Source organism: Caulobacter sp. P1_D6, from assembly GCF_056406095.1.
On the sequence record NZ_JBFUAW010000008.1, the window covers coordinates 64,195 to 79,139 of the forward strand.

Sequence of the window (14,945 nt, forward strand, 5' to 3'; positions counted from 1 at the left end):
GCACGGATGCTTGCGCCTCTTCCTTGGCTGGAGCCGCCATGCCCTTCGTCACCCAGCGCCGCCTCGACGAGGCCCCCGACGCGATCTCTCGCCGGACCGTCGTCGGCGGACTGGCGGCCGCGCTTGTCGCCCCGGTTTCGGTCGTCCCAGGCCTGGCGCGCGCGCAGACACCGCCGCCCGAGCGCCTTGGCGACGCGGCCCTGGCCGACGCGATCGACGGCTGGCTGGCCGACGCGGGCCAGGACTTCTCCGGCGCCGTGCTGGTGGCCCGCCGCGACCGCGTGATCCTGGCCGCCGTCCGAGGCCTCGCCGACCGCGAGCATGGCCGCCCCAACCGCCTGGCGACCCGCTTTCGCGTCGGCTCGATGGACAAGATGTTCACCGGCCTGGCGATCATGCAGCTGGTCCAGGCGGGGCGGCTGGACCTCCACGCGCCGCTGGCGACCTGGTTGCCGGACTATCCGAACGCCGCGGTCGCGCGGACGGTCACGCCGCACCATCTGCTGACCCACACCGGCGGCGCCGGCGATATCTTCGGTCCCGAATTCGACGCCCGCCGCGACAGCCTGCGCACCCTGGCCGACTACGTGGCCCTGTTCGGCGCGCGACCGGCCGAATTCCCGCCGGGGACGCGGTGGGAGTATTCCAACTACGGCTACATCCTGCTGGGACGGATCATCGAGGCGGTCTCGGGCCGCGACTATTACGACCACGTGCGCGACCACGTCTTCGTCCCCGCCGGCATGACCGGGGCCGGGTTCGAGCCGGAAAGCACGGTCGTCCCCGACCGCCCCACGGCCTACGCCAGGACCGACGCCGGCGCCGTCGTCCCGGCGGAGGGATTGCCCTGGCGCGGCACCCCGGCCGGCGGCGGCTACGCCACCGTCGAGGACTTCCACCGCTTCGTCACGGCCCTCTACGATGGACGCCTGCTGGACGCCGGCCACCGCCGGACGATGACGGAGGGTCGTGTCGAGGGGGTGTCGGGCATGCTGTTCGGCTACGGCTTCGCGGTCTATCCCGGCGCCGTCCCGCCGATGATCGGACACAACGGCATCACCGACGGCATGAGCGGCGACCTGCGCATCCTCGGCGACGGCCAAGTGACGGTCGCGGTCCTGGCCAATGTCGCGCCGCCCTTCCTGGCGGGGAAGCTGGGCAAGTTCATCAGCGCCCGCGTGACGATCTAGGCCGGCAAGGTCACTCGCAGCCGTCGACCAACACCAGCCTGCCGTCCGTCGTCCGGTGGCGCAGGGCGAACAGGCCTTGCGCGTCGGGATCGTCCAGGAACGCCTTGGCGTCGGCGCGCGAGGGGAACTCCAGGATGACCAGCCGCTCGGGCGCCCAATCGCCTTCCATGACGGCGGGCTCGGCGCCCTGGACGACGTAGCGACCGCCGTGCTTGGCGATGAACGCCGGGATTTGGGCCACGTAGGGCATGAAGCCGGGCAGGTCGCGAATGGCGAAGTCGAGGACCAGATACGCCTTCATCACGCCTTCCTGAACCCGCGCAGCACGTTGGCCTCGGTGCTCAGCTGCAGCTGCCCGTAGTCGATGCGCGGCGTGTCGGAGAACAGCAGGTAGTAGTATTTCATCTGCTCGGACCACCAGTAGCCGGGGCAGTTGTCGCCCTGGGTCATCGGCCTGGTCGTGATGTCCTTCAGGGCCGTGTAGCCGAAGGCGGCGCGGCTGGTGGCCTTCATCTCGCGATAGTGGATGGCGGCCAGCTTGCGGTAGCGGACGTCGCGGTCGCCCAGCCACAGGTTCAGGCAGGCGTCGGGATATTCCGGGCGCAGGCCGGTCGCCTTGCGGCGCGGCTGGGCGGTCGTCACGTCGATCGATTCCGGGATCACGCCGAACGTCGCCTGCAGGTGGGTGAACGAGGCCAGGTAGTCGTCGCCCTGGGCCTTGCGGCCGACCTGGCCCAGCAGGCCGGCATAGTAGGCGGCCAGTTCGCTCTGGGCCGTGCCGGTCACCGCTCCGGTCTCGAAGTCGACCATCGGGAACCACAGCCGGCCGTCGTAGCGCTTGGCCTGGTGGGCCAGCTGGGCGTCGACGCACTCGACCGCCCAGCGCTTGCAGTCGGCGTCGCCGAACAGCTCCCAGGCGTCCCACAGGTACTCGTAGAAACTGTCGGCATAGACGTCGATGCTGGCGTTGCGGCTGGTGAACTCGCCGGTGGTCGCATGAATGTTGGCGGCCATCAGGCCGATCTTCGAGCGGCGGTCCAGGGCGTGGCGCATGGCCCGCTTGGCCATGTCGAAATACTTGCGGTCGCCGGTCAGCTGGGAGAGCACCCCGAACTCCGACAGGTAGGTCCCGATCTCGGCCAGGTTGGTCTCGGGGTCGCTGACCGCACCGGTGCGCAGGTTCACATAGCGCCAGGGCAGGCCGTGCGGCGAGGCCTCGAAAGCCTTGGCCAGGCGGTCGGCCAGGTCGCGGGCCTTGGCCAGCAGCACCGGGTCGCCGCAGGCCAGGTGGGCCGACAGCAGGCCGCCGACCAGGCGGATGTTGGTCTCGAAGACCTGGGCGTTGCCGTCGACGTCGAAGGAGAGGTTCGCCTTCACCCAATCGACCCCGGCCTGGAACTCGGCGTCCAGCCCCATGATCCACAGCGTATCGAGCGCCTCGACCAGCGACAGTCCCAGGTCGTGGCCCTCGACGAAGAACGACTGCGACGTGCCGCTGACCGGATTGATCTCGTCCTTGCCCCAGGCCTTGGCGACATAGCCCCGCCAGGCCCACTGGAACTCGGACCGGACGTCGGCAGCCAAGGCCTTCCAGTCTTCGGGTGCGGCGTCGGCGGCGAAGGCCGGAGCGGCGGCGGCCGAGGCGATCAGGGTCAGGGCGTGACGGCGGGAGGGGCGCAGGGAGGTCATCGCGCAACTTAAGCGGGGTTTGGCGATGGTCGCTAGGGGCGCTGCGCCTCTGCTTTCCGCTGCGTCGCAGCAAAGCCTTGGCGACGACGGGGTCCGTCGTGCTAGAAAAGCCGGCATGAACTCGGGCTGGGCGCGCGACGCCTTGCCCCGCCTCGAACAAGGCCCTCTAACAAGGCTTGCCTGAATGACGGATATCAAGACGGTCGGCGTGATCGGCGCGGGCCAGATGGGGTCGGGCATCGCTCATGTCGTCGCCCTTGGCGGCTATGACGTGCGCCTGCACGACGTCTCGCGCGAGCGCATCGACGCCGGCCTGGCCCTGATCGAAAAGAACATGGCCCGCCAGGTGCATCGCGGAATCATCGACGAGGCGGCGATGAGCGCGGCCCTGGCGCGGATCACCGCCGCCGAGGACCTGGCCCTGGTCGGCGCCACCGACCTGGCGATCGAGGCCGCGACCGAGAACGAGGAGGTCAAGAAGGCGATCTTCCGCGGCCTGCAGCCCCACCTGGGCGCCAACACCCTGCTGGCCTCGAACACCTCGTCGATCTCGATCACCCGCCTGGCCTCGTCGACCGACCGCCCCGAGCGGTTCATCGGCCTGCACTTCATGAACCCCGTCCCGCTGATGAAGCTGGTCGAGATCATCCGCGGCATCGCCACCGACGTGCCGACCTACGAGCGCGCCGTGGCCTTCGCCAAGTCGCTGGGCAAGATCACGTCGAACGCCGAGGACTTCCCGGCCTTCATCGTCAACCGCGTGCTGGTGCCGATGATCAACGAGGCGATCTACACGCTGTACGAAGGGGTCGGCACGGTCGACGCCATCGACACCGCCATGAAGCTGGGCGCCAACCATCCGATGGGCCCGCTGGAGCTGGGCGACTTCATCGGCCTGGACACCGTGCTGAGCATCATGAACGTGCTGCACGAGGGCCTGGCGGACAGCAAGTACCGCCCCTGCCCGCTGCTGGTGAAGTATGTCGAGGCCGGCTGGCTGGGCAAGAAGGCCGGCCGCGGCTTCTACGACTACCGCGGCGAGCACCCGGTCCCGACGCGGTAGCTACCAGAGGGTCGGGAGGCCGTAGGCGGCGACGAACGGATCGCGTGTCACCAGAGTCGCGCCTTGTTGCGCGGCCTGCGTAACCAGAATGCGGTCCCAAGGATCTCGATGATGCAGCGGCAACCGCGCAGCGGCTATCGCGTCCTCCGCGCTTATTGAGAGCCATCCGAACCCTTGGGCCAGCACGGTCTCGTGGAGCGGTTCGGGGACGCCTTGGAGCGTCACGTCACGACGGCGCTTGATTTCGATCTCGYATCCACACGCAGCGCTGACCAGAACTTCGTTGGCGTCGTCTCCGATGGCCGAATAGGCCGCGCGCGAAAGCATGCCTGGCTCGCACAGCCACCAGACGATCGCATGAGTGTCCAAGAGTAGTTTCACGGACGATCAGGAAAGATCGGATCGTCCATCATCGCTTCCAACTCGGGGTCCGGCCGAAGGAAAAGGTCGGGATCTTGCAGCTTGCCGTACTTTGCCCAGACCCCGGGAACACGCTTGGGCCGCTCGGCTGGCGACTTTTTAAGGGCGTTGAGGGTCGCGACTTCCTCGCCGTCACGCGTCAACACGACGTCTTCACCCGCTTCGACGCGAGCGAGAAGTTCAGCCAGGGCGGCCTGTCCAGTGATGTCGAACCGGATCGTCATGGTTGGAGTCTAGCACAGGGCCACAACCCGGACGACTCTCTACCCCGCCCCCATCGCCACGGCGACGTGGTAGGTGACGAACGAGGCCAGGTAGGCCAGGCCGGTCATGTACAGGAACATCACCGTCGGCCAGGTCCAGCCGTTGGTCTCGCGCTTGACCACGCCCAGGGTCGCCGCGCACTGCGGGGCGAACACGTACCAGGCCAGGAACGACAGGGCCGTGGCCAGCGACCACTGGTGGCTCAGCAGCTGACCCAGGTTGGTGCCGGCCTCGTCGTCGCCGCCCACAGCGTAGACGGTGCCCAGGGCGGCCACGGCGACCTCGCGGGCCGCGAAGCCCGGGATCAGCGCGACGGTCATTTGCCAGTTAAACCCAATGGGCTGCATGACCGGCGCGATGAAGTGGCCGATCCGGCCCGCGAAGCTGTAGTCGATGGCCGGCCCCGTCGCGCCTTCCGGCGGATAGGGGAAGGTCGACAGCACCCAGACCAGCACCATCAGCGGCAGGATGATGCGGCCGGCGCGCTCGATGAAGATCCGGGCCCGGGTCCACAGGTTCAGCAGCACGTTGCGCGGCTCGGGCCAGCGATAGGTCGGCAGCTCCATCATGAACGGCTCGACCGTGCCCCGCCAAAAGATCTTGCGGATCACGAACGACACCAGCAGGGCGCTGACGATGCCCGAGGCGTAGAGGCCGAACATCACCAGGCCCGGCAGGCTGAGCACGCCCCAGACCTTGGTGTGGGGAATGAAGGCGGCGATGATCAGGGTGTAGACCGGGATGCGCGCCGAGCAGGTCATCAGCGGGGCGACCAGGATGGTGGTCAGCCGGTCCTGCTTGTTGTCGATCACCCGCGTCGACATGATCCCGGGAATGGCGCAGGCGAAGCTTGAGAGCAGCGGGATGAACGCCCGGCCGTGCAGCCCCGCCCCGCCCATGATCTTGTCCATCAGGAAGGCCGCGCGGGTCATGTAGCCGCTGTCTTCCAGCACCAGGATGAAGAAGAACAGGATCACGATCTGCGGCAGGAAGACCAGCACGCTGCCGACCCCGGCGATCAGGCCGTCGGTGACCAGGCTCTGCAGCAGACCGTCGGGCAGCACGGCGGCCGCGCCGGTGCTCAGCGCCGCGAAGCCCGCCTCGATCAGCCCCATCAGCGGCTCGGCCCAGGTGAACACGGCCTGGAACATCACGAACAGGATCGCGAACAGGATCAGCAGGCCGCCGACCGGGTCCAGCAGCACCTCGTCGATCTTGCCGGTGACGGTGTCCGGGCGCTCGGGCGGGCGGACGCATTCCTTGACGATCCGCTGGGCCTCGCGGTGGGCGGCGCGGATCTCGGCGGCGGTGGGCTCGCGCCAGACGTTCTCGTGCGCGCCCTCATGGCTGATCGCCAGGGCGTCGGCCTTGGCCACCAGCTCCTCCAGGCCACGTTTGCGGGTGGCCACGGTGGTGACGATCGGCGCGCCGATCTCGGCCGACAGCCGCTCCAGGTCGATGCGCAGGCCCTGGCGCTGGGCGATGTCGAACATGTTGAGGGCCAGCACGAACGGCCGCCCCACCTGCTTCAGCTCCAGCACCAGCCGCAGCACCAGCCGCAGGTTGGTGGCGTCGGCCACGCAGATCAGCACGTCCGGCGCGGTCTCGCCGGCCAGGCGGCCCAGCACGGCGTCGCGGGTGACGATCTCGTCGGGGCTGCGGGCGCGCAGGCTATAGGTGCCGGGCAGGTCCAGCACGTGGGCGCCGCGGCCGCCGGGCAGGGTCAGCACGCCCTCCTTCCGCTCGACGGTGACGCCGGCGTAGTTGGCGACCTTCTGGCGGCTGCCGGTCAGGGCGTTGAACAGGGCGGTCTTGCCGGAATTGGGATTGCCGACCAGCGCCAGACGCGCGGGCCGGGAAGCGACGGTGTCGGTCAAGACGTCAGGCCTCTTCGAACTGGACGGTGACGGCGGCGGCCTCGCGGCGGCGCAGGGCCACGCGCATGTCGTCGATGCGCACGGCGATCGGATCGCGGAAGAACAGGCCCTCGTGCAGCACCTCGAACAGCGCGCCCTCGACGAAGCCCATCTCCAGCAGACGGCGCTCCAGCTCCTCTGGATCGATCGACTCCGACCGCCCCGTCTGGCCGCCGACCCGCACGATCACCCCGCGCTGACCCTTGCGGGCTTTGCTGAGCGGGCTTTCGGCGCCCCCAGCGCCTTGGGGAGCGGCGGAGAGGTCGGCGATTTCGGGAGCTAGGTTGAGGACGTCGGACATGGTCGCACCGGAAAAACTTGCGAACGATTATCAGTCTAAGGCCACGCTGTCATGTCACGAATGGGGCCGACATGGTCGCGGCGGCGGGGGCCATCGTTGAGCCGCATTCGACCTCAACCTTCGGCTGCCAAACTTCAGCATTCAGGGAGGCGCGCATGAGATGGATCGTCGGATCGCTGCTGGCCGCGACGGTCGCGGGCCCCTTCGCCTCAGCGCAGGAACCCGCGCCCTCCCCCGCCCCTGGCCGACCTGCCCTCACGGCCGCGCCGACCGACATCACCGCGCCCGAATGCCGCGTCGACCGCGAGGCGCTGCTGAACCTGCCCTACGAGGCCTTCGAGCACGACATCAACGGCGGCTGGCGCCCGCTGGGGGCGGTCAAGGGCTGCGAGGCGGCCACCGCCGACCTGTTGCGCGACTATCGCCTGCGCAACGGCGGGACCGTCGCCGGCCAGCGGATCGAGTGGGTCACCAGCCTGTTGCGGCACGAGTCGCAGCTGGCCGCGGCGTCCGGCCAGATCGACCGGGCCATCGCCCTGCGCCGCGCCGGCCGGGGCAGTCCGGCCTGGGAAAGCTACTACTACGACAACGCCACGATCGCCTTCCTCAAGCGCGACAGGGCCCAGTTGCTGGAGAACCGCGCCAAGCTGGCGGCCGTGCCGAAGGCCGAGGGGCACGACGCGGGCGTCGCCGCCTTCGAGAAGAAGTACGGCAAGCCCGGCCCGACCTGGCCGCCGAACCTGGATGTGGTCGACGGCTTCATCGCCTGTTTCGACCGCCCCTACGCCGAGGCCTACAGCTTCGCCTGTCGCGAGAAGGCGGCGCGCGAGGGCGTTCCCGCCCGATAGTCCCAGCGGGCCGTCATGCGACGAATGGGGCGGAGCGCCGACGCGCCCCGCCCAGGTCGGTGGCGCCTAGAACGCGTACTTCAGGCTGACCGTGTAGTTGCGCGGCTGGCCGTAGCGGTACTGGCTGTAGAAGCCGGTCTGGGCGAAGTAGGTCTTGTCCGTCACGTTCTCGACGTTGGCCTGCAGCGACAGCTGCTGGTTGATCTCGTAGCGGGCCATCAGGCTGACCAGGGCGTAGCTCTTCTGCTCGAAGCGGAAGGGCGAGCCCGCGTTGACCGAATAGGCCGTGCTCTGCCAGTTGACGCCGCCGCCGACGACCAAGCCCTGCATCGCGCCGGGCAGGCGGTAGGTGGTGAACAGCTTGACCAGCTTGCGCGGGAACGAGGTGTTGACCTTGGCGCCGGCCGCGTCCTCCATCTCGAACTGGCTGTAGCCGAAGCTGACATTCCAGTCCTTGGCCGGCTTGCCGATCACTTCCAGCTCGAAGCCCTCGCTGGTCGCGCCCTCGGCGGGGATCGACGCGCGGGTGGGCGGCGACGAGCCGGGGATGATGTGGGTGGCGTCGGGATCGACCTGGGCCAGGTTGTCCTGCACGATCCGGAAGACGGCCACGGTGGTCTGCAGCCGCTCGTCGAAGAAGGCGCTCTTCAGGCCGATCTCGGCGCTTTCGCCGGTCACCGGGTCCAGATAGGCGCCGGTGTAGTCGCGGGCGTCCTGCGGCTGGAAGATTTCCGTGTAGCTGGCGTACAGGCGATGGTTCGGCGAGAGGTCGTAGAGCGCGCCCACATAGGGCACGAACACGTTGTCGTCGCCGAAGTCGAAGGTCCCGTAGTTGAAGCCCTTCTGACGCCAGCTGGCCAGGCGCGCGCCGGCCACCACCTTGAAGGCGTCGGTGACGTTCAGGCGCGTGGCGGCGTAGTAGCCGGTCTGCTTGATGGTCTGGTCGACGGTCGGCGACGGGGTCGTCGAGAAGGTGGGGTGCGGGATCGCGGTCCAGTCATAGAAGCTGCCCGCCGGGGCGACCGTCGAGAAGTCCGCCGCGAAGGTGTCGGTGGTCAGGTGCTGCTTGCTGCGCAGCGCGCCGGCCACGAACTCGTGCTGGCGGCCGAACAGGTCGTAGTCGCCCTTCAGCTGGATATCGACGCTGTTCTGGATGCTCTCGCCGTCGTCCCGGTACGGGAAGGGCGCGAACTCCCAGTTGCCGGTGGCCTTGTCGATCAGGCCCGACATGTAGAGCAGCTCGGTCGTCTGGGCGTTGCGGGCCCAGTTGTAGTTGACCGACAGCGACCAGCCGTTGGCGAACTTGTACTGCAGGTTGGCGAAGATGTTCTGGTTGGTGGTGTCCCAATAGCTCCAGTCGGCCGACGCGGTCTTCGAGCGCGGCCAGACGGCGACCGTGCCGTCCGAGAAGAAGGTGGGCAGCGCACCCCAGGCCGGCGCGTTCGGGGCGCCCTTCTGCTGGCTGCCGCCGACGCGCAGCAGGGTGTTCTCGGTCAGGTCGGCGTCGATGACCCCGTACAGGACGCTCTTCTCGTTCTTGTACCAGTCGATGAAGTTCTCGCCCTTCTCGTACTTGGCGACGGCGCGGCCGCGGATCTTGCCGCTGGCGGTCAGCGGGCCGGCGACGTCGGCCTGGACCTGGCGGGTGTTCCAGCTGCCCAGGCTGGCGGACACGTAGCCCTGCAGTTCGGTGGCCGTGGCGTGCTTGCGCACCAGGTTGATCGAGGCCGAGGGATCGCCGGCGCCGGTCATCAGGCCGGTCGCGCCGCGCACGATCTCGACGCGCTCGTAGAGCGAGACGTCGGCCATGGTCTCGCCGGCCCCGCCGGCCAGGGTCCAGCCCGTGGGCACGCCGTCGATCTGGTAGTTCTCGATCTCGAAGCCGCGGGCGTTGAACGTGTTGCGCACGTCGTCGACCTGGTTGCCCGAGACGCCCACCGTGTTGGTCACGATGTCGGCCACGCTCTGCATGTTCTGGTCGAGGATGCGCTGGGCGGTGATCACGGTCACCGACTGCGGCGTCTCGCGCAGGGTCAGGCCCAGGCCGGTGGCCGTGTCGATGCGCCCGTTGATCGTGTACGAGCCCGTGACGATCACTTCGTCGACGTGCGTGGTCTCGCCTTGCGACGGGGTTGTCTGCGCCATGGCCGGCGACGCGATCGCCAGAAATGCGCCGCCCGCGAGCAGCGTGGTCTTCAAGAACATAAGCCCCATCCCGTGAATTGCGTGGTTCCCGCCGACCGACGCGGATCGGGAACGATGCCAGAAACCCAAGCCGCCTGTGCCGACGGTCGCCGGGGCTATAGCAACCAGGTCATACAATTGCAAATGAGTTGCAGTTGTATGTTAGTCGCGATCAGAAGCGGCGCGACGGGAGGGATGGACGGGCGAATGGACGGGCGGCGCCGCCCGCCCTCCCCGCGCGTTCACGAAGAGCTGATTTGTGGTTAAGGCGCGGCGTAATGGCTCACGGGCGTTAATCTGTTCGACTCACGGCCAGCGCGACTCGCATACTGAGCTTGACGATTCGTAGGGACTCCGAATGCGAAGGCTGATGCTGGCGCTGCTGACCGGCGCCTATCTCTGTCTGGCCTTGGTTGTCTCCCTCGCCCTCTGGCGGATGGGAGCGGCGCCGGCTGTCGGCCTGGCCGCCTTCATCGGCGCCATGGGCCTGTGCTTCGCCATCCATGGCGTGATCGCCAACGTCCTGCAGGGCGCGGCCCTGCGCGTCGACATCGAGACCATCCGCGAGGCGCACGGCATCCTGCTGGAGCAGGTCGAGAAGGTGGACGCCCGCATCACCGGCCTGCTGGAGACCGTCGCCGACGACGCCCAGCGCCGCTCCGCCGAACTGACCAGCGAGGTTCACCAGCTGGAGGACCTGGTCGTGCGGATGAGCGACCGCCTCGAGCACCAGCTGAGCTACCAGGTCGAGGTCGCCCGCGCCGAGCCGCGCGGCCGCTCGCCCCAGTCCACCGCCCTGATCGAGGTGGTGCAGGACGCCCTGGCCGAGAACCGCGTCGACCTCTACCTGCAGCCGGTCGTCAGCCTGCCCCAGCGCCGGACGGTCTTCTACGAAAGCTTCTCGCGCCTGCGCGACGACACCGGCCGCGTCCTGATGCCGGCCGAGTACCTGGCCGTGGCCGAGCCCGAGGGCCTGACCGCCGCGATCGACAACCTGCTGCTGTTCCGCTGCGTGCAGATCGTCCGCCGCCTGGCCAAGCAGGACCGCAAGGTCGGGATCTTCTGCAACATCTCGCTGGCCAGCCTGGCCGACGAGGCCTTCTTCGCCCAGTTCCTGGAGTTCCTGCAGGTCAACAAGGACCTGCACGGCGCCCTGATCTTCGAACTGGGCCAGGCCGCCTTCAACGACCGCGGCCCGGTCGAGGCCCGTCACATGGCGCGTCTCGCCAGCCTGGGCTTCCGCTTCAGCCTCGACAAGGTCACCGACCTGGACCTGGACTTCCAGGACCTGGCCCGCGCCGACGTCAAGTTCCTGAAGATCGGCGCCCAGATGATGCTGGAGCAGCTGGAGGAACAGGACGGCAAGCTGGTCATCGCCTCGCTGCCCGACCTGAACGCCGAGGACTTCGCCGGCCTGACCCGCCGCTACGGCATCGAGGTGATCGCCGAGAAGGTCGAGCACGAGCGCCAGGTGGTCGACGTGCTGGAGCTCGACATCGGCTACGGCCAGGGCCACCTGTTCGGCGAGCCCCGCGCCATCCGCGACTCGATCATCGCCGAAGCCGATCCCCCCCAGGACTTCATGCGCGGCGCCCTGCGCCGCGGGATGGGGCGCTAGGGCGCCTCGACGTTCAGGGCATCGGGCTGTTTGCTCAGTCACGAGCTTTCTTTCAACCGTCATTCCCGCCCTTGTGGCGGGAACCCCTGGTTCAGCCGACGGTGCAACGCTTTGGCGCGCTAGCGCGCCACACCCCTGCCCTTGCTACGGATGGAGAGGTTCCCGCCACAAGGGCGGGAATGACGGCTGAAATTGAGAAGTGCGGTGAGTAGTCTGGGCTAGCTCCACCATTTGACCGCTCGCCACGCGCCACCCTAAGGTTGTTTCAACAACCAAGGGGGACATCGTCATGCAAGCCGGACCACCGCCAGCCTCGCCGCCCGCAGCCGCGCCTGCCGCGCCCAGCACCGTCAAGGGCGCCAGCGCCACGATGACGGTCGTCTCCCGCGACACTCGGCTGGTCCTGACCAAGGCCCGGCGGGCGGAGAGCGCCATGGTCCGCCACCAGGTGTTCCTGCGCTACGACGTCGACCGCAAGGTACCGGACGGCGTCGACCAGCGGACCGTGCAATGCGGTTGGCGGCTGCGGGCCTACCTGCAGCGGTCGATCTGCTTTTCGTCGATGAGCGGCCTGCTCGGCTGCACCGACCCGATCTCCGAAGAGCTGCCCACGGGCGAGACCGGCGCGGCCGAGCAGGGCCAGGACCCGGCGCTCAGCACCTGCGACCTCGGCTTCGGCCCCGCCCGCGAGGCGCGCGACCGGGTGATCGCCGCGGTCAAGACCGACGCCCAGGCCCGGTTCGACGAGGACTACGACCTGAACGTCAAGCCGCAGCTGCTGGCCTCGGGCGTCAAGATCACCAAGCCGAAGTCGTAGGATGGCGGCGGGAACGGCGCCCGGCATTGTCGCCTGTCGCGCGCGCCTCTAGATACCGCCCATGCTGATCGAAGCCACCGACGCCCATTTCGCCGCCCTGATCGCGGGCGAGTCTCCAGACGGCCTGGCCCTCGCCGACGGCGGGGTCGAGACGCCGGAGGTGCTGGCCATGCTGCGCGGCCTGTCGGCCGAGGTCGGCGAGAGCTTCCAGCCCAACGCCTGGCTGATCGTCGAGGACGGCGAGGTGGTGGGCCTGACCTCGCTGGTCCGCACGCCCTATGTCGGCGACACGGTGATGATCGGTTACGGCGTCGCCGCCTCGCGCCGGGGCCGGGGCGTCGCCACGCGGGCCGTGGCCGAGCTGCTGGCCTGGGCGCGCGGCGACCGCCGCGTGTCCACCGTCACCGCCGAGACCTCGATCCACAACGCCGCCTCGCAGCGGGTGCTGGAGGCCAACGGCTTCGCGCGCACCGGCGAACGGACCGACGAGGAGGACGGCGAGCTGTTCTGCTGGTCGGTTGGGGTCTAGGGGCTCTTCCCCTACCGCCCCCAACCCCCGTCATCCTCGGACTTGTTCCGAGGACCCCTCTATCCGCCAGTTTGTCGGTTGGGTTGGTCCGCGAGCTCACCGCCCCTCGGATCATCCTTTTTCGCGGTTGAAGCAGGGGTCCTCGGAACAAGTCCGAGGATGACGGGCGTTTGGGGCGATCACATGGGCGGTCATCGGAAAAGCTGGGGACGCGCGCGGACGCGCGTCCCCAAGTTCCTCCTCCGAGGTCGGAGTTACCGCGACGCCGCCACTTCGGACGCCGCCGGGGTCTTGGCGACCTGCACCGGGTTGCACTCGGCCAGCTGCGCCTCCGACAGGGTAACGCCGCGATAGCCGAAGCCGGTGATCGGTCCCAACTCGCGGGCCAGGCGCTTGCAGCTGCGCAGGGGCGGCAGCGACTTGACCTTGGTCGAGCGGCAGACGTCGGCCTTGCAGCGCCAGAGCGTGCCGTCGAACACCAGGTGGTCCTGGGTGGTCGGCGTGCTGAGCGTCAGCCAGCCGTTTTGAGCCTTGGTTTCGGCCGTGGCGGGGCCGCCCGTCGCGGCCAGGGCCGCGACGGCGATGATGAAACTACGCATGGGTCATTCTCCTGGGGAGATGGAGAGGCGACGGGACACAAACAGATCCGCCGCCGGGTGGAGGAGGCGCGAGCCCGCGTCTCCGCTCAGGTCACGGCGTCAGGCCGCGGCCTTGAACAGGGTGAATTCCTCGTCGAAGGCCCTGGCCACCGAGGGCCGGGTCTGCAGGCGGTCGCGATAGGCCGCCAGGTTCGGATAGGACGTGAAGTCGATCGACAGGTAGCGGGCCCAGGTCAGCATCACGAACAGGTAGGCGTCGGCGACGCTGAACCGCCCGGCCAGGAACTCGCGGCCCTTCAGGCAGGCGTCCAGATAGGCCAGGCGCTCGGTCAGCAGTTCGCGGGCGAAGGCCTTGGCGCCGTCGGGCGCGGTCTTGGCCAGCAGGGCGATGAACACCCCGGTGTGCAGCTCCGTGCCGATGAAGCTGAGCCAGCTCTGGACCTTGCGGCGCTCGGGCCCGTCGGCGGGGATCAGGCCGGAGGCCGGGAAGCGGTCGGCGACGTACTGCAGGATCACCGCGTTCTCGACGATCAGCTCGCCGTCGTCGGTGCGCAGCACGGGCACCTGGCCCATGCCGTTGAGGGTCAGGAATTCGGTCCCGTCCTCGACCACCTTGGGCCGGGCCTTGGTGTCGACCTTCAGGAATCTTATCTCGGCCCCGGCCTCGTAGGCCGCGATCCGCGTCGCCATCGAGCAAGCCATCGGGGAGAAGTAGAGATCCATCGAACCCTCCATTGCATTTCCGTACTGTTTCGCATAAAAATAACATCGGTCAAGGAATAAACTGCGAAACGGTACAAAAATAAGAGTCCGGACCAGGAGAGTCAGATGTCCGAAACCCCAAAACCAAGCCCATTGGGGAAGCGCCGGGGCCGCCCCCGCGCCTACGATCCCGAGGTCGCCCTCGCCAGGGCCACCGAGACCTTCTGGTCCCAGGGCTTCGCCGGCGCCTCGCTGGACGACCTCAGCGCCGCCACCGGCATGAACCGGCCCAGCCTCTACGGGGCGTTCGGCGACAAGCAGACGCTCTTCAAGGCCGCGCTGGACGCCTACATGGACCGCTCGCGCGCCGCGATGACCGAAGCCTTCCGAGGCGGCGGCTCGCTGCGCGAGGTCCTGACCCGGATCTACCGCACGGCCCTGGGCTTCTACCTGTCGGACGACATGGGCGGCCGGGGGTGTTTCCTGGCCAGCGCCGGCCTGGGCCAGGCCGTCGTCGATCACGAGGTGCGCCAGATCGTGGCCGACGGCCTGCACGAACTGGATCGGGGGGTCGAAGGGCTGATGCAACGCCGCCAGGCCAGGGGCGAGCTGCCGGCCACGGTCGACCCCGTCGCCCTGGGCCGGGTGGCCAGCATGATGATGAACGCCCTGTCGGTCCGCGCCCGGGCCGGCGAGACGCGGCAGCAGCTGGAGGCCACGATCCCGGTCATGGTCGGCCTGATCTGCGGACCGCCCCATCCGGAACCGCAAGCATCGGAATGACGTCCTAGGTCATGGCGCGCAT

The 14,945-nt window shown here is 68.6% G+C and carries 16 protein-coding genes; 7 read left to right on the top strand and 9 right to left on the bottom strand.

Going from position 1 to position 14,945, the window contains the following annotated elements; all coding sequences use genetic code 11:
* The first annotated feature begins 38 nt into the window (after positions 1-38).
* Entirely contained in the window at positions 39-1,190 is a 1,152-nt protein-coding gene (locus tag AC1DYP_RS05265; protein ID WP_477045432.1) for a serine hydrolase domain-containing protein, read from the top strand.
* A 10-nt stretch (positions 1,191-1,200) separates the two neighbouring features.
* Here the strand turns inward: AC1DYP_RS05265 and AC1DYP_RS05270 are convergent, their stop codons facing one another.
* Positions 1,201-1,491, bottom strand: a complete 291-nt coding sequence (locus AC1DYP_RS05270; protein ID WP_477045433.1) for a DUF1330 domain-containing protein — start codon at positions 1,489-1,491, stop codon at positions 1,201-1,203.
* Positions 1,491-2,879 (bottom strand): glycoside hydrolase family 47 protein, encoded by a 1,389-nt coding sequence (locus tag AC1DYP_RS05275; protein WP_477045434.1) that lies wholly within the window; start codon positions 2,877-2,879, stop codon positions 1,491-1,493. Before AC1DYP_RS05275 ends, AC1DYP_RS05270 begins: the two co-directional genes overlap by 1 nt.
* 184 nt (positions 2,880-3,063) lie before the next feature.
* Here AC1DYP_RS05275 and AC1DYP_RS05280 point away from each other — a divergent pair, with 184 nt between their 5' ends.
* Positions 3,064-3,942 (top strand): 3-hydroxybutyryl-CoA dehydrogenase, encoded by an 879-nt coding sequence (locus AC1DYP_RS05280; protein WP_477031742.1) that lies wholly within the window; start codon positions 3,064-3,066, stop codon positions 3,940-3,942.
* On the opposite strand, the gene AC1DYP_RS05285 is transcribed toward AC1DYP_RS05280, so the two are convergent.
* Genes AC1DYP_RS05285 through AC1DYP_RS05300 form a run of 4 tightly spaced genes read right to left on the bottom strand, consistent with a single transcriptional unit; the run spans position 3,943 to position 6,843 of the window.
* Positions 3,943-4,323, bottom strand: a complete 381-nt coding sequence (locus tag AC1DYP_RS05285) for a type II toxin-antitoxin system VapC family toxin (RefSeq protein ID WP_477045435.1) — start codon at positions 4,321-4,323, stop codon at positions 3,943-3,945.
* A complete protein-coding gene (locus AC1DYP_RS05290) occupies positions 4,320-4,586 on the bottom strand; it encodes a type II toxin-antitoxin system Phd/YefM family antitoxin (RefSeq protein ID WP_477031740.1) in 267 nt (88 codons plus the stop codon). Before AC1DYP_RS05290 ends, AC1DYP_RS05285 begins: the two co-directional genes overlap by 4 nt.
* Positions 4,587-4,625: 39 nt before the next feature.
* Positions 4,626-6,503: a ferrous iron transport protein B gene (gene feoB / locus AC1DYP_RS05295; protein ID WP_477045436.1), complete on the bottom strand. Its 1,878-nt coding sequence runs from the start codon at positions 6,501-6,503 to the stop codon at positions 4,626-4,628.
* Positions 6,504-6,507: 4 nt separating this feature from the next.
* Positions 6,508-6,843 carry a FeoA family protein gene (locus tag AC1DYP_RS05300; RefSeq protein ID WP_477045437.1) on the bottom strand — a complete coding sequence of 112 codons (336 nt, stop codon included), beginning with the start codon at positions 6,841-6,843 and terminating at the stop codon, positions 6,508-6,510.
* Positions 6,844-6,998: 155 nt separating this feature from the next.
* Between AC1DYP_RS05300 and AC1DYP_RS05305 the strand changes: the two genes are divergently transcribed.
* Positions 6,999-7,691, top strand: a complete 693-nt coding sequence (locus AC1DYP_RS05305; RefSeq protein WP_477045438.1) for a hypothetical protein — start codon at positions 6,999-7,001, stop codon at positions 7,689-7,691.
* A 66-nt stretch (positions 7,692-7,757) separates the two neighbouring features.
* On the opposite strand, the gene AC1DYP_RS05310 is transcribed toward AC1DYP_RS05305, so the two are convergent.
* Entirely contained in the window at positions 7,758-9,836 is a 2,079-nt protein-coding gene (locus AC1DYP_RS05310) for a TonB-dependent siderophore receptor (protein ID WP_477045439.1), read from the bottom strand.
* Between the two features lie 397 nt (positions 9,837-10,233).
* On the opposite strand from AC1DYP_RS05310, the gene tipF reads away from it, so the two are divergent.
* From tipF to AC1DYP_RS05325, 3 genes are all read left to right on the top strand, one after another.
* Positions 10,234-11,493 (top strand): flagella assembly cyclic-di-GMP phosphodiesterase TipF, encoded by a 1,260-nt coding sequence (gene tipF / locus AC1DYP_RS05315; protein ID WP_477045440.1) that lies wholly within the window; start codon positions 10,234-10,236, stop codon positions 11,491-11,493.
* Between the two features lie 289 nt (positions 11,494-11,782).
* Complete coding sequence (locus AC1DYP_RS05320) at positions 11,783-12,310, top strand: hypothetical protein (protein ID WP_477045441.1); 528 nt, start codon at positions 11,783-11,785, stop codon at positions 12,308-12,310.
* 61 nt (positions 12,311-12,371) lie between these two features.
* Entirely contained in the window at positions 12,372-12,839 is a 468-nt protein-coding gene (locus AC1DYP_RS05325) for a GNAT family N-acetyltransferase (protein ID WP_477045442.1), read from the top strand.
* A 254-nt stretch (positions 12,840-13,093) separates the two neighbouring features.
* Here the strand turns inward: AC1DYP_RS05325 and AC1DYP_RS05330 are convergent, their stop codons facing one another.
* Together AC1DYP_RS05330 and AC1DYP_RS05335 are read right to left on the bottom strand one after the other, a co-directional pair.
* Positions 13,094-13,438: a DUF8200 family protein gene (locus AC1DYP_RS05330; protein WP_477045443.1), complete on the bottom strand. Its 345-nt coding sequence runs from the start codon at positions 13,436-13,438 to the stop codon at positions 13,094-13,096.
* 99 nt (positions 13,439-13,537) lie between these two features.
* The gene (locus tag AC1DYP_RS05335) at positions 13,538-14,161 is read right to left on the bottom strand and encodes a glutathione S-transferase C-terminal domain-containing protein (RefSeq protein ID WP_477045444.1); all 624 of its coding nucleotides are present in this window, start codon (positions 14,159-14,161) and stop codon (positions 13,538-13,540) included.
* A 105-nt stretch (positions 14,162-14,266) separates the two neighbouring features.
* Between AC1DYP_RS05335 and AC1DYP_RS05340 the strand changes: the two genes are divergently transcribed.
* Positions 14,267-14,923: a TetR/AcrR family transcriptional regulator gene (locus tag AC1DYP_RS05340; RefSeq protein WP_477045445.1), complete on the top strand. Its 657-nt coding sequence runs from the start codon at positions 14,267-14,269 to the stop codon at positions 14,921-14,923.
* Positions 14,924-14,945: the final 22 nt, after the last annotated feature.

What these genes read in the sequence shown, in the direction of transcription:
- AC1DYP_RS05265 (WP_477045432.1), top strand. Translation starts at nt 39, where the DNA reads ATGCCCTTCGTCACCCAGCGCCGCCTCGACGAGGCCCCCGACGCGATC.
- AC1DYP_RS05270 (WP_477045433.1), bottom strand. Translation starts at nt 1,491, where the DNA reads ATGAAGGCGTATCTGGTCCTCGACTTCGCCATTCGCGACCTGCCCGGC.
- AC1DYP_RS05275 (WP_477045434.1), bottom strand. Translation starts at nt 2,879, where the DNA reads ATGACCTCCCTGCGCCCCTCCCGCCGTCACGCCCTGACCCTGATCGCC.
- AC1DYP_RS05280 (WP_477031742.1), top strand. Translation starts at nt 3,064, where the DNA reads ATGACGGATATCAAGACGGTCGGCGTGATCGGCGCGGGCCAGATGGGG.
- AC1DYP_RS05290 (WP_477031740.1), bottom strand. Translation starts at nt 4,586, where the DNA reads ATGACGATCCGGTTCGACATCACTGGACAGGCCGCCCTGGCTGAACTT.
- AC1DYP_RS05300 (WP_477045437.1), bottom strand. Translation starts at nt 6,843, where the DNA reads ATGTCCGACGTCCTCAACCTAGCTCCCGAAATCGCCGACCTCTCCGCC.
- AC1DYP_RS05305 (WP_477045438.1), top strand. Translation starts at nt 6,999, where the DNA reads ATGAGATGGATCGTCGGATCGCTGCTGGCCGCGACGGTCGCGGGCCCC.
- AC1DYP_RS05310 (WP_477045439.1), bottom strand. Translation starts at nt 9,836, where the DNA reads ATGGCGCAGACAACCCCGTCGCAAGGCGAGACCACGCACGTCGACGAA.
- tipF (WP_477045440.1), top strand. Translation starts at nt 10,234, where the DNA reads ATGCGAAGGCTGATGCTGGCGCTGCTGACCGGCGCCTATCTCTGTCTG.
- AC1DYP_RS05320 (WP_477045441.1), top strand. Translation starts at nt 11,783, where the DNA reads ATGCAAGCCGGACCACCGCCAGCCTCGCCGCCCGCAGCCGCGCCTGCC.
- AC1DYP_RS05325 (WP_477045442.1), top strand. Translation starts at nt 12,372, where the DNA reads ATGCTGATCGAAGCCACCGACGCCCATTTCGCCGCCCTGATCGCGGGC.
- AC1DYP_RS05330 (WP_477045443.1), bottom strand. Translation starts at nt 13,438, where the DNA reads ATGCGTAGTTTCATCATCGCCGTCGCGGCCCTGGCCGCGACGGGCGGC.
- AC1DYP_RS05335 (WP_477045444.1), bottom strand. Translation starts at nt 14,161, where the DNA reads ATGGATCTCTACTTCTCCCCGATGGCTTGCTCGATGGCGACGCGGATC.
- AC1DYP_RS05340 (WP_477045445.1), top strand. Translation starts at nt 14,267, where the DNA reads ATGTCCGAAACCCCAAAACCAAGCCCATTGGGGAAGCGCCGGGGCCGC.